Here is a 12,452-nt window from a genome sequence, read left to right on the forward strand (position 1 = left end):
GCGTGGACTGAATGGGGTGAAGCCGACGGAGCCGGTACCGGCCTGCAGGGGCCGGTCCGTCTCTCGCTGCTGCATTCAGTGTTGCCCGGTCGGGGGCTTCGTGCGCTTTCCAAAACTTTCATTTGGATTCAGCGCGACCTGGGGAAAGCCCTAAAAAGCTCCCTGCCCCAAAGGGGTTCAGACCAGCTCGCCCACCCGCACCGACACGGTGAACGCGTACCCGATCTGGTGCAGGGTCTTGATGGGCAAGGCCTCGCCCAGCGCCTCGGTGGCTTTTTTGCGCAGGCGGGTCACCAGCAGGTTCAGGCGCTCGCTGCCGTTCTGGGCCCGAGCGCCGAACAGCTTGTCGCTGAGGTCGCGCTTGGACACCGGTTGCCCCTGGGCCTGCACCAGGTGCTGCACGAACAGGAACTCGTGCGTGGTGAGGGCGAGGCTGCGGCCTTCGGGCGAGCACAGCACCCAGTCTTTCAGGGCCAGCGACCAGCTGCGCGGCAGGGCCTGCTCCGGCCGCTCGGGCGGGCTGCCCGCGGCGCTTGCCCGGGGTTGCAAACGGCTGGCCGTGGCGTCGATGTTGGCCGCCAGCTCCAGCAGGTTGACGGGTTTGACCAGGTAACGATCGGCCCCGGCACGCATACCAGCCAGGCGGTCACCCAGGGCATCGCGCGCACTGAGGATGATCACCCCCACCTCGGGTCGCGCCTTGAGCAGGCCGGCCACCGACAGGCCATCGTCGCCGGGCAGACCGATGTCGAGCAGCACCACGTCAACGGGGTCGCTCATGAACTTTTTGTAAAAGGCCTCGGCACTGCCCACGCCCCAGGCCCGGTAGCCCGAGTCGAGCAGGAATTCTTCGATGCTGTGCAGCTGGTCGGCGTCGTCTTCGACGATGGCAATGCGGGGTTTGGAGTGGCTCATGTTGCGCTGATGGGGACAAGCCCGCCGGGCAGATGGACAAGGCAAAGGCCCTGCCCCGGCGGATGACGGCCCAGATGCCGGTCGCGGTCGGGGCTCAGGCCAGGGCAAGCGATTTTCGAGCCAGCCCCCGGCCTCTTGCTTTGGCTGCTGATGTTGTAACAGGCATCGCAGGGCTTGCTGCGCGGGGTTTTCCCGGGGCTTGGAAGTGACTTCAGACCGAGTGAACGGCCGACCCGGGTCCGAAAGGCAGCTCGATCACGAAGCGGCTGCCCTGGGGCTGGCGGGCCTCCAGCCAGACCCGTCCGCCATGCAGTTGCGCGATGCGCCGGACCAGGGCCAGGCCCAGGCCGGCGCCAGGCTTGCCCTCGGCGCCGCGGCCACGGCGGTATTTGTCGAACACCACCTCGGCCTCTTCCGGGGGGATGCCGGGGCCCGCATCGTCGACCGCCAGGCACAGGCGATCGCCCTGCTGCCAGGCGTGCAGGGCCACCGGCGCCCCCTCGGGCGAGTACTTGAAGGCGTTGGACACCAGGTTCATCAGCATGATGCGCAGCAACACTTGGTCGCCATGCAACGCAGGCAGGCCCGACCCGACCTGCATCTGCAAGGGGTGGCCGGGCGACAGCTGCAAGCCGTTGTCAAGCACCCAGGCCATCAGACCGGGGACGTCAATGGGGGTGGGCTCCAGCACGAAGCTCTCGCTGTCGATGCGGTCCTGCGTGAGGCAGTTGTCAAAAAAGTAGTTGAGGCGAATGGCCCCGCGCAGGATTCGCTCGGCCTGGGCCAGCTGGGTGGGCGAATCCTTGGCACGCAGGCACATCAGCTGCGCCGTGGTGTGGATGACGGCCAGCGGTGAACGCACCTCATGCGACAGCATGGCGATGAAATGGCGCTGGTCGGTCAGGGTCTGCTCGATGGCCTGCAGGGCCTCCTTCAGCTCACGCGTGCGCAAGGTGACGGTCTGCTCCAGATCCTGGGCGTGCTCCTGCAGGTGGCGAGCCATGTAGCGCATGGCGTCTGACAGGGCACCCAGCTCGCGGATCGGGCTGGGCGCCGGCGCGCTGGCATGCCATTCGCCGCGGGTCAGACGCCCGGCCCAGTGCCCCAGACGGGCCAGCGGGCGCACCACGCGGTTGGCCACATGCACCGAGAACAGCAGGGCCGCCAGCATCACGGCCAGGGTCAGGTACAAGGTGTTGTGCAACACGCCGCGCAGCGGGGTGTTGAAGCGGCTCTCGGGCAGGATCACTCCCAAGGTGAGGCTGGGCCCGTTGTGCAGTGGCTGGGTCCACCAACGGGCCAGATGCTGGGTCGAGCCCACATCGATGAAGCGGTTGCCCTCGGGCTGGCCGCTGGCCCGGATGGCACGGCCCACGGCCTTCAACACCGGGTCGGCACTGTCTTCGGCCTTGCGCGCCTGCAGCCCGTCGGCGGGCAGGCCGGGCTCGGGCGTGGACGAAGCCAGCAGGGCCCCATGCTCATCGGCCAGGAAGGCCTGGCCGCCAGACTCACGGGCCACCCGGGCCAGGAACTCGTTGATCTGCGAAAGCGCCACATCGGCCGTGACCACGCCCACCAGGGCGCCCTGTCGGTCGCGCACCGGGGCCGATACCCCCATCCCGATGGCGGCATAGGCGCCCTGGGCATCGTTGATCAGGTAGCGGTAAGGGGCGTACCAGGCCAGGCCGTCGCGGGCCAGCGCCGACTGGAACCAGGGCCGGGTGCGGGCGTCGTAGGCGATCTCGCTGCGCGAAACAGGCACCAGGGCCCGGCTGGCCTCGTCCAGGCGCAGCACCTCCATGGCACGGCCATCGGCGATGCGCGCACGCAGCAGTTGCAAGGGGCGGTTGGCACCGATGGGGGGCCGGCTGCCAGCGTAGTACTGGCCATCGGCCAAGCCCATCGAGATGAAGGTGAGCTGGGGCTGCTGATCGATCTGCAGCAGAAACTGCCGCATCAAGGCCTCGGGCTGGGCATACAGCAGTTGGCCAGCCCGGGCCTGCTCGACGTTGAAGGTGACCACCCGCATGGGCACGTCGAAAAAACTGACGATCTTCTCGCGCACGCGGCTGGACACCTCGTCGGCCAGTTGCTGCGCGAACTCCTCACGCGCACTCAGGGCTGAGCGGTAAAAAAACCAGCCGCTGGCCACCACGATGGGCAACAGCACCAGTAGCAAGGCCAGGATCAGAAAGGTGCGGAAGGCAATGCGGCTGCGAAGGGACATGGCGCGAAAGTCAGGGCGCGAAGAACAGGGCGCAACAAGGCGTCGGACGCCTCAGCGCTGCAGCGCCTTGCGGGTCATGCGATAACCCGCGGCCTGCAACTGGGCCACGGTCTCGCGCGAGAAATCGTAATCGCGGGAGGACGGGGCATCATCGCTGTCCTCGCGCACGATGCGCGTGATGGTCATGGGGGCGTCGTCACCCATCAGCTGAATGTAGCGCGGCTGATGGCGCAAGCGCGCCGCGGCGTCGGGCGGCAGTTCGGCCATCAGGTCTTCCACCAGGCGCTGGTAGTCGCGGGCCTGCTCACGGGTGCGCACGTCGCTGCGCACCCGTTCTGAGTACAGGATCTCGTCGCGGCGGGCCATCACCTCACTCAGGTTACCGGGCAGGCGGCGGCGCTGGCCCGGGAACAAGTCGATGATGTAAACCTGCTTGCCCGCCGAACCGCAACGCTCGACCACGCGCTCCAGCGGCGAGTTGCTGACAATGCCGCCATCCCAGTAATGGCGCCCGTTGACCGTGGTCCAGGGGAAGGCGGGCGGCAGGCTGCCGCTGGCCAGGATGTGATCGGGCGTGAGCTCGTCGATGTAGCTGTCAAACACCACCAGCTCGCTGGTCTCCAGGTCAACCGCGCTGACCATCAGCCGCACCGGGCTGGCCTTGAGGCGACTGAAGTCCACGTAGCGCGCGAGCAATGCCCGCATGGGGCTGGTGTCGTACAGGCTGGTCCAGTTCTGCGGCCACTGCGCCATGCCGAGCATGGGCTGCAGCCAGCGGGGCGTGAAGAACGGCTGCACGCCCCAGGTGGCAATCTGCTGGCAGGCCAGGGTCTGGCGCAGGGCTTCGTCGGGCACCGCCGGGGTCAAGGTCGCCAGCTCGGCCCAGAAGGCCTGCAGCGCCTCGGCCGGCCGATCGGGGTTGCCGGCGATGATGGCGCCATTGAAGGCCCCGATCGACACCCCGGCCACCACATCGGGGCGCACGCCGGCCTCTTGCAAGGCCTGCACCGCGCCGCACTCGAAGGCCCCATAGGCCCCACCGCCCTGCAGAATCAGAAAGGTCTGGTTGGGGATCTGCTGCAGCGTGAACTGCGGATCGGACAACTGCGGCTTGAGGCGGCTCAGGTTGACGCGCCGCTTGATCAGGTTTTCGACCAGCCGGGTCTCCTGCGAAGGCCGCCCCAGCGAGAACAAGGCCTGCGGCACGTCGTGGCGCAGGTAGAAAGCCGCAAACGAGCCCGCTTGCAGCGAGCCCCGGTCGATGCGCTGCAGACCGGGCTCGATCTCGCCCAGCAGGTTGAAGCTGTGCTCGAAGACCTGGCTGAAAAAGTAGCTGACCTCGTCATAAGGCAGACGCTGGCCCAGCATGTTGCGCGCCGCCAGGCGGCCTTGCTTGATGGCGTTGTCCCAGTGCTCCACCCGGTGGCGCCGGCCCAGCACCGGGTCGTCGAAGAAGGCCACATCGCCAGCGGCAAACACCCCGGGCTGGCTGGCCTGCAAAAAGCGGTCGACCACCACCCCCTCGTCAAGCTGCAGGCCGCTGCCCTCCAGAAAGCCAGTCTGGGGTTGCACCCCGGCACCGATCACCACCATGTCGCAAGCGAGCACCTGCCCGCCCTGGGTATGCACGGCCTGGACCCGGTCGCTGCCGCTGAAAAACACCGGGCTGTCACCCAGCAGCACCTGGGCGCCGCGCTCGGTGAAACAACGGTGGAAAAAATCGGACAAGGCCGGCGTGTTGAAGCGCCCAAACAAGTCGCCGCGTTCGATCAACGTGACCTCGATGCCGCGCTGGCGCAGCGAAGCAGCCACCTCCAGCCCGATGAAGCTGCCCCCGATCACCACAGCCCGGCGGGCCTGCAGCGCACTGGCCCGGAGGGCCTGGGCATCGGCCAGCGAGCGCAGGTAGTGAATGCCGGGCAGCTCCGCCCCGGGCAGTTCCAGCCGCAGGGGCCGAGCCCCGGTGGCAATCAGCAGTTGGCCGTAGGTCCATCGGGGGCCGGCCTCGGTGTACAGCGTGCGCTGTGCCGTGTCGAGTCGACTGACGCGGCAACCCAGCACCAGCTCGATGCCCAGCGCTTGCCAGGCCCCGTCGGCCAACACGGTGCTGACGCGCGGGGGTTGGTTCAGTGTCAGGAAGCTCTTGGACAGCGGCGGCCGCTGGTAGGGCGGCTGGTCCTCGTCGCCCAGCACCACGATGCGGCCGGTGGCCCCCTCGGCCCGCAGGGTTTCGGCCGCGGTGGCACCGGCCAGGCCGGCGCCCACGATCAGGTAGTCGGCGTGCGGGTTGCTTGAGGGCGGTTTGGGGGCTCGGGTGGCTTGGGGCACAGAGGGCTTGGCAGCGCCACGTGGGGCTGGGCTCATGAACGACTCCAGAGGGCCGGGCCAGCGGTCCGGCAGAGGTTGGAAACCGGGCGAATCCGCATCACTTTGAGGCCATCCAGGCCTCGTAGCCGCCTTCGAGCGGTCGCACCGACAGGTAGCCCAGGTCCAGCAGGCGGCGTGCCGCCAGGATGGCGCCGGCATCTTGCGGGCAGGCGCACAAGGTCACGATGGGGTGGTTGCGGGGCCAGTCGCCCACAGCCTGTTCCAGCTGGCTGTGTTCGGCCACGCGGGCCCCTTCGATGGGGCCGGTCTGGGCCACCATCACGGCGCCGCGCAAGTCCAGCAACAAGGGGCGGGGCTCGCGCACCAGCGCGGCACGCAACTCCTCGATGCCGATGCGGGGCACGGCACTGAGGCGGCGAAAACGGTATTTCTGCCAGAACTTCCAGGCCAACCAGGCGGCGGCCAGCACCACCACCACGGTCAAGGCCTCGGCGGTGTTGCGCTCGAGCGCCGCAATCACCTGGCGCACGGTGTCGCGCAGCAGCCAGCCTGCCCCCAGCGCCAGGCCGGCCCACAGGACGCCGCCGGCACCGGCCGCGATCAGAAAACTGGGCTGGTGCATGCGCAGGGCCCCCGCTATCGGTGGCGCCACGGTCGAAAAACCAGGCACGAACTTGGCCACCACCAGCGAGGCCGGCCCCCAGCGTAGAAAACGGGCCTCGGTCTGGCTGACGCAGGACGAGGGATTGATCGACAGCTTGCACAAACCCGACAACACCCGGTAGCCAAAGCGCTTGCCCGCGTGGTACCAGCCCCAATCGGCCAGCACGGAGGCCAGCATGGCGCCGGCCGCCAGTTTGCCCAGCGCCCCCGGCGTGGCGGCCAGGCTGCCCGCCAGCAGCAGGGTGGGCACCGCCGGCACCGGCAAGCCCAGTTGCTGCAGCAGCACGTTGAGAAACACCACGCCGAGCGCGTCGTGCTCCAGGGTTTGGCTGAGCTGCTGAAGGTCCATGGCGGAAAGGGTTGGGGAGTGGAGAGGCCGCTGGGCCTCAAACCGGCCCGCCCATCAGTTTAGCCCCAGGCTTCGAAGCACCGGGCCGCGGATGGGCCATGTCCCTCAGGCCTGCGAAGCTCGGTGCGCACAGTTTGCTGATCCAGGTGGGGTACCTCATGCGTCACGCTGAGCAGGTCCAGGCTTCTCGCAGCATGTCTAGAGGCTCTCAGAGGTACTCATCTTTCAAGCTTGCAGCGTCCTCGACCAGTTGCGTCAGCCGCCGGGCCTGTTCAGTGATGTAGCCAGCCAGGCGCTGCACAAACGCCCGTTCGGACTCGTCTTCATAGTCGGTACCCTGGGCCTGAGCCGCCGCCTCGGTGACGGCCAGCTTGGCCAGTCGCTGGCCTTCGCGGCGCATCAGCTTGCGGTTGATGCCACAGCGCGCCGCGAAATCCGCCAGGGCGAAGGGCGACACCTCGGCATGGCTGAACACATCGCCAAAGGCCATGGCCAACTCGGTGTCCAATCCGTCGTACTGCAGAACGCTCACCAGGTCGTACCAGGGTGCAGGTTCCAGCAGGCCGCCGGGGTGGACGAAAAATGAGAAGTTCTTGCCGTGCGCATCGCTGTTGCCAATCAGAAACTGAAAGAGGGCCCAGCGCAGCAGGGCCAGGCGCGCCGCAGCCGTGTTGGCTGCCAGCCCAGCGCAGCCGAACAGACGTTCAAAGCTCATGCCGTCGCGGATGTGTTGGACTGCAGGCGCGTTGCCCAAATACCGCTCATATTTGTAGGCCACCGGCAGGTCGCAAGCCTGGCAGGCATCGATGATGTGCCGACGGTGAACCCTGGGTGGGCCGTGATCGACTTCTACAGCACGGTCGAAGCGCCGAACGACCAGCACGGGTCGGGGCGTGCGCAGCAGCCCCACCTCGGCAGCCGGCAGGCCCATGCGGCGGGCGAGCGACATGCAAAAGTGCTCATTGACCGCCAGGTGCGGTGTTTTCGGATTGCCGGTGTCGGGCTTAAGGATGTGCGTCGACGCCAGGCGCGGCCCATCCACCAGGAACAGCCGCCCGCCATCATTCAGGGGTCGATCGAGATAGACCAAGAGCTTGTCCTGCAGGCCAGCCACCGACATGCGTACCCGGCCATCCCACACCGTCAGCGGCAGGTGGTCTCGCTCGCCGATGCGTTGTTCGAGTTCCTGGCGGGAGACTTCCCGCAGCACGGGTTCGCCCACCGGCAGCGCTGCCTCTGCATCGCCTGTGAAGCGCAAAGCGCCCGCGGTCTCGGCACCCAGTGCCCAGATCAGGCCAAAGAGGTTGGTCCTGTCCAGGCCGTTGTAGGCCACGGCCACATCCAACGCCCGACCTTCAGGCAACAGATGCTCGATGAAGCGTTTGATGGACGCAGAGGGCAGGTCAGCCGGCTGACGCGTCAGGGGCAGGGCCGGTGACAGGGGATAGGACTGGGCGTCAGAGACCCAGTGCCCGACATAGCTCAAGCGCCAGCGGTCGTCCCGCCCCTCGTGTTCGAGGGTGGCGATTCGGTTCTGTTCGGCCCAGACGTTAAGTGCGTGGGTCATGACAGCCGCCTCATGCCTTGCCAGTGCTGAGCGGCTCCGATGCGTGAGTGCCGGCGGCCTCGCGGGCCCAGGGGTGCTCCTTGGGCAGCACCACCAGCGCCAGGCCGAGGCCATCGAGCACGGTCAGTGCCTTGTCCAGGCGCACCGACCCTTGGCCATTCTCGAGGCGAGACATGAGGTCCACTGAGACGCCAAGCAGCTCTGCGGCATCATCGATGCGAAGTGACTGCGACTTGCGTCGCTCACGCACGACCGGTCCCAACTCAGGGGCGGACATCAGACGGGTGGGACTGCGGCTGGACGCATCACTCATTTCGGAATCTCCGGCAAAAGCCCCTTCAAGTGGACTCTGCAGTGAATATTTCTGCTATTCCGAAATATTAGGTGTATTTCTCGATTTCCACCAGTAGTTTCGGAAATTCAGAAATCACGAATTCCGATCGTCAACAAGAACAACTATTTCTGTTTCTCCGAAATCACCGCAGGGGTGTGGGTGGCAGCGCCGCCCCTCACGCGCCCATCGGCAATGCTTTCTCCAGCATGGTGTAGTGCAGCGGCAGCCCTGTCGGCGGCGTGAAGCTGACCGGGAAGCGCCCGCTGACGGTGTAGCCCATGGCTTGCCAGAAACCGGCCACGTCCGTATCGGGTGGGTAGACCTTCAGCCGAATTCGGCGGGTCAGCGTCGACGCGATGGCCTCGAGTTGTTGCACGGCCTGCCGCGCCAGACCCGCACCTCGGAAACGTTCATCGATCACCAGAAAGTGGATGTACGCCCCGTCCCAATGGGCATAACCCAGGCCCAGTGTGATGAAGCCCACCGTTTTGCTGACGCCGTTGTGGAGATCGATGGCATAGACACGGTGCTCTGAAGCGTCGACATCGCGGTGCAGCAACTCAAAGAGTTGCGCGCCTTCAATGCCCACCAGGCGGTGACCAAATGACTCTTCAACATAACGCCGGGCATGGTTCAGCACCCCTTGCAAAAGCGCCTGGCCTGCCGCGTTCTCTTCAACCTGGGTCAACCCAATGTGTTGCACTACCACCTCGTCTCCTGCTCGCGATTCTTTCTGTTGCAAGGCATGCTAGGCTGGACCGGCGGGTGGTTCGCAAAGGCAGCAAATACATTTGTTACAAAGCATTTCTGCGATGAGAATCGATGACCTAGCCCCGATTTGGGGCAGCGCCACACCATCACATCTGATCACTTCAATGGATTCATGACATGACTTTGCGCATCGTGAAGCTCGGCAGCCCCCGGGATGCCGACGAAGGCACCCGCATCGGCACGGTGCGGCGGCCCCCGCGGGGCGTGCCCAAGACAGAATTCGCCAGCCAGAACTGGTACGACGTCTGGTACCCCAACCTGTCTCCGACCCCGGACACCATGAAGCTGGGCCAGGAGGCCGACACGCCGGCCGGTTGGCAGGCTTTCGAGCGCCAGTTCCGCAAGGAGATGGCCCAGCCCGAGGCCAGCCGCAGCCTGGACGTGCTGGCCGCCCTGTCCCACCACAGCAATTTCTCGCTAGGCTGCTATTGCGAGGATGAGGCCCGCTGCCACCGCTCGGTGCTGCGCGCCTTGCTGCTCGAAAAGGGCGCAGAGCTTGCGCCCTGAACTTCAGTGCAGACTTGGCTGTGTCAATCCGTGTGATGATCCAGGGCTGCAACCCCAATGGAGAGCCTGATGGCCAACTCACCCGATAACCTCAGCATGGCGCTGTTCTGTGATTTCGAAAACGTGGCGCTGGGCGTGCGTGACGCCAACTACGAAAAGTTCGACATCAAGCCCGTGCTCGAACGGCTGCTGCTCAAGGGCAGCATCGTGGTCAAGAAGGCCTATTGCGACTGGGACCGCTACAAGGGCTTCAAGGCCACCATGCACGAGGCGAATTTCGAACTGATCGAGATCCCGCATGTGCGCCAGTCCGGCAAGAACTCGGCCGACATCCGCATGGTGGTCGATGCCCTCGACCTGTGCTACACCAAGTCGCACGTGAACACCTTCGTGATCATCAGCGGCGACTCTGATTTTTCACCCCTGGTGTCCAAGCTGCGCGAGAACAACAAGCAGGTGATCGGCGTGGGCGTGAAGCAGTCCACCTCCGACCTGCTGATTGCCAACTGCGACGAATTCATCTTCTACGACGACCTGGTGCGTGAAAAACAGCGCGCCCTGGCCCGCCGCCAGCAGCCCGCCGATGCGCCGCAGCAAGCCCGCCGCACCCCGGAAGAGGAGCGCAAGCGCAAGGAAGCCAGCGACGCCCGGCGCAGCGAAGCGCTGGAGCTGGCTGTGGAGACCTTCGACGCCCTCATGGCCGAGCGCGGCGACAGCGGCAAGATCTGGGCCTCGGTGCTCAAGGAGGCCATCAAGCGCCGCCGCCCCGATTTCAATGAAAACTACTTTGGCTTTCGCACCTTCGGCAACCTGCTCGAAGAGGCCCACAACCGGGGCCTGATGGAGTTTGGCCGCGACGACAAGTCGGGCGCCTATGTGTTCCGCAGCAGTGGCGGCAGCAGCGCAGGCACAGCACCCTCGCAAACCTCCGGCTCGCAAGCCTTCAATTCGCAGGCCCCTGCCGCCCAGGCGCCCCGCGCCGAGCAGCCCTATGAACGCCCGGTGTCGCGTTACTTCCCGCCGGAAGCATTCGCACCGGCCGCCGCACCCACACCGGTCCCCGCCCCCGTGGCAGTCGCAGACCCGGTGGCGGATGCCCCAGAGATCGAAGCCGAGAACGACGAGCAACCCCCAGCCAGTTATGGCCGCTCACGGGGCGGCCGCCGGGGTGGCCAACGTGACGGACGTGACGGCCGTGAAGGCCGTGACAACCGCGACGGTCGGGACAGCCGGGACGGGCGAGAAAGCCGCTCCGAAGCCGGTGCACCGCGTGGCGAGGGCCAGCCAGCCCAACAGCCCCCTCGCAGCCAGGGCCAGAACCCGCCAGCGCTGCCAGAGCATGACAGCGCCATTGCGGCGGCCGCCGCCGAGGCCGAAGCCCGGGCGCGCGCCCGCAAGGCCCGCGAACTGCGCGAGCGCCAGGAACAGGCGGCGGCCACAAGCCGCCGTGCCGCAACTCCGGCGCCCGAAGAAAACGATGCGCCAGCGGGGCTGCCCCCGGCCCCGGTGAACGAGCAGACCAGTGCCGCCCCCACCAATGAGGGCGCAACACCCGACGCCACCGCAGAAGACACCTCGACCCAGGCCTCACCACGCCGCCGCAGCCGCGGTGGCCGCTCGGGCGCCAAGGCCCGCGCCCAGGCCAACGAAGCGCAGGCTGAGCTGCCCAATGACACGGTCGGCGCGCCGGTCGAAGCCGCCGAACCAGCAGCCACCGTCGTTGTGGCGTCGCCCGAGGCCACCCCGATCGATGCCGCGTCCGTGGACACGGCAGCGCCGGCGGCCAAAAAGACCCGTCGCCCACGCGCTGCGGCCAAAAAGGCAGGCTGAGGCCTTCTTCAGCCTCTGGGCGACACCGGCTCGGCAAAGGCCGCGTCGGCCACCACCTCGCCCAGGCATTGGACAAAGCTCGCCGCCGCGGGTGACAGCTCTTTGCCAAGCTGGCTGTAGACACAGACCTCGCGGTAGAAGGCGGGCTCTTGCAGCGCCAGCATCTGCAGGCCATAGGCCTTCACCAGCGGCGCGGCATAGGTGGGACACAGGGTGACACCCATGCCGGCTGAGACCAGGCCAAACGCGGTCGTGAAGTACGAGGTCTCCTGCCAGGGGTTCATCTGCAGGGCCTCGCTGTAGGCGCCCAGGCTGGCTTTCATGCGCCCAATGAAGTCGCGTGTGGGGGCGATGAAATGGCAGGCATCCAGGTCCTGCCAGCGCAGCGGGCTCTGTGCGCACAGGGGATCGTCGGTGCGGCAGATCAGCCAATGCCGGTCCCTCAGAAACGGGTAGCGCCGCAAGCCGGCGTCGTCCAGCACGCCATCCGGACCGATGGCCAGTTCAACTTCACCGGCCTGCAGCCGCTCCATCAAGTGCTCAGGCAAGGTGTCCTGCAGGCGGATGTCCACACCCGGGTACTGCCGCCGGTACACCGCCAACACCCGGGGCACCAGGGTGCAGGCCATCAGTTGGGGCGCTGCCACGCGCAACACGCCTCGGCGTTTGTCGCGCAAGTCGATCATGCTGCCCACCGCCACGCTGAGCTCATTGAGCATGCGGCGCACATGCGGGTAGAAATCGCGCCCGGCCTCCGACAGCTCCACCCGCCGGGTATGGCGGTCAAACAACGACAGGCCGAGTTCGCGCTCCATGTCGCGCACCAGCACGCTCAGGGCCGACTGGGTCAGGAACAGGCGCTGAGCCGCTTTGGTGAAGCTGCCTTCGGCCGCCACCGCCTCGAACGCCCGCAACTGCCTGAGGCTCAGATTTCCATTCATATGAATCCTTCATCAATCGA

The 12,452-nt window shown here is 66.6% G+C and carries 10 protein-coding genes; 2 read left to right on the forward strand and 8 right to left on the reverse strand.

The window, feature by feature from the left end; translation table 11 throughout:
• Positions 1-177: 177 nt before the first annotated feature.
• The 7 genes from AC07PT_RS24090 to AC07PT_RS24120 form a co-directional block, all read right to left on the reverse strand.
• Entirely contained in the window at positions 178-915 is a 738-nt protein-coding gene (locus tag AC07PT_RS24090) for a response regulator transcription factor (protein WP_492349815.1), read from the reverse strand.
• 211 nt (positions 916-1,126) lie between these two features.
• On the reverse strand, positions 1,127-3,142 hold the full coding sequence (locus tag AC07PT_RS24095) for a cache domain-containing sensor histidine kinase (protein WP_494658391.1): 2,016 nt from the start codon (positions 3,140-3,142) through the stop codon (positions 1,127-1,129).
• A 51-nt stretch (positions 3,143-3,193) separates the two neighbouring features.
• The gene (locus AC07PT_RS24100; protein ID WP_494658392.1) at positions 3,194-5,506 is read right to left on the reverse strand and encodes an FAD-dependent oxidoreductase; all 2,313 of its coding nucleotides are present in this window, start codon (positions 5,504-5,506) and stop codon (positions 3,194-3,196) included.
• 61 nt (positions 5,507-5,567) lie between these two features.
• A complete protein-coding gene (locus tag AC07PT_RS24105) occupies positions 5,568-6,482 on the reverse strand; it encodes a VTT domain-containing protein (RefSeq protein WP_494658393.1) in 915 nt (304 codons plus the stop codon).
• A gap of 208 nt (positions 6,483-6,690) precedes the next feature.
• Positions 6,691-8,049 carry a HipA domain-containing protein gene (locus AC07PT_RS24110; protein WP_494658394.1) on the reverse strand — a complete coding sequence of 453 codons (1,359 nt, stop codon included), beginning with the start codon at positions 8,047-8,049 and terminating at the stop codon, positions 6,691-6,693.
• Between the two features lie 10 nt (positions 8,050-8,059).
• Positions 8,060-8,362: a helix-turn-helix domain-containing protein gene (locus tag AC07PT_RS24115; RefSeq protein WP_494658395.1), complete on the reverse strand. Its 303-nt coding sequence runs from the start codon at positions 8,360-8,362 to the stop codon at positions 8,060-8,062.
• 196 nt (positions 8,363-8,558) lie between these two features.
• A complete protein-coding gene (locus AC07PT_RS24120; RefSeq protein ID WP_492349809.1) occupies positions 8,559-9,092 on the reverse strand; it encodes a GNAT family N-acetyltransferase in 534 nt (177 codons plus the stop codon).
• 179 nt (positions 9,093-9,271) lie between these two features.
• Here AC07PT_RS24120 and AC07PT_RS24125 point away from each other — a divergent pair, with 179 nt between their 5' ends.
• Together AC07PT_RS24125 and AC07PT_RS24130 are read left to right on the forward strand one after the other, a co-directional pair.
• The gene (locus AC07PT_RS24125) at positions 9,272-9,661 is read left to right on the forward strand and encodes a DUF488 domain-containing protein (protein WP_494658396.1); all 390 of its coding nucleotides are present in this window, start codon (positions 9,272-9,274) and stop codon (positions 9,659-9,661) included.
• A 69-nt stretch (positions 9,662-9,730) separates the two neighbouring features.
• The gene (locus AC07PT_RS24130; RefSeq protein WP_494658397.1) at positions 9,731-11,491 is read left to right on the forward strand and encodes an NYN domain-containing protein; all 1,761 of its coding nucleotides are present in this window, start codon (positions 9,731-9,733) and stop codon (positions 11,489-11,491) included.
• 8 nt (positions 11,492-11,499) lie between these two features.
• Here AC07PT_RS24130 and AC07PT_RS24135 read toward each other — a convergent pair whose 3' ends face one another.
• A complete protein-coding gene (locus AC07PT_RS24135; protein ID WP_494658398.1) occupies positions 11,500-12,432 on the reverse strand; it encodes a LysR family transcriptional regulator in 933 nt (310 codons plus the stop codon).
• Positions 12,433-12,452: the final 20 nt, after the last annotated feature.

This window comes from Curvibacter sp. GW821-FHT09D12, from assembly GCF_059416245.1.